Origin of the sequence: Collinsella sp. CLA-JM-H32, assembly GCF_040098165.1 — a bacterium.
Classification (GTDB): domain Bacteria; phylum Actinomycetota; class Coriobacteriia; order Coriobacteriales; family Coriobacteriaceae; genus Collinsella.
The window spans coordinates 1-802 of sequence record NZ_JBBNMZ010000029.1 but is presented as its reverse complement, the minus strand read 5'-3'; the positions used below and the strand labels follow the sequence as shown (position 1 = coordinate 802).

1 protein-coding gene is annotated in these 802 nt (G+C 60.8%); it reads left to right on the top strand.

The features are described from left to right. Positions 1-346: 346 nt before the first annotated feature. On the top strand, positions 347-802 hold a 456-nt coding region (locus tag AAA021_RS09485), incomplete at its 3' end, for a plasmid recombination protein (RefSeq protein WP_349089036.1).

The window sequence follows — 802 nt, the reverse complement described above, 5'->3', positions numbered from 1 at the left end:
TCCTTGGTCGAGGGTCGATGGGCACACCTGCTCATCGACCCTTTCCTTGCCTGTGTCACGGCAATGAAAACCTCTGGGATGGGATGGGGGGAATCCTTACCACGACAGGATTCCCCCCATTATGTGCCATGTGCCATGTGCCAGCTGAGGGGGTGGTTCGGAGGGGCGAAGTCCCTCCGTTCGGCGCTTGCGCCGATGGCCCGAAGGACGTGAGCGACGCCGCGAACGGACGAGGGCGGGGGTCAAGGGGGAAACCCCCTTGCACGTGCCAAGCGTAGCTTGGTATAACGTGACTATACCAAAGCCGCTAACGCACCTTTAGGTGGTTCGAACTCGGGAGTTTGACATGACCGTAGCACCCTTGATTGCCATGAAGTCGACCAAATGTGACAGCCTTGAAGCCGTGGGCAAGGAGCTGGACAGACGGGCGCACACCTACGCCAACGATGTTGACCAGAGCGGTCGGCATGTCGGGTACCTGTGCCGCGCGGGGGATGAGAGTCCCGTTCCGCTCGAACAGGCCATCGAGCGCCGTATGGGCGAGCTGAACACCAAGCGGAAAATTAGGGACAACCAAGTCCGCGCGATGGGGTTCATCGTCTCAAGCAACGATGCCTTGGACGAGAAGGACGCGAGGGAGTTTCTGGACAGGTCGGTTCAGTGGTTCGGGGCGCGGTACGGATACGAGAACCTGCTCGCAGCCCAGATTCATCTGGACGAGGGCACCCCGCACGCGCATATCTGGATTGCCCCAGTCATTCGCGGCGAGGACGGTCACGATCGCCTGTGCGCCAAGGAGCTG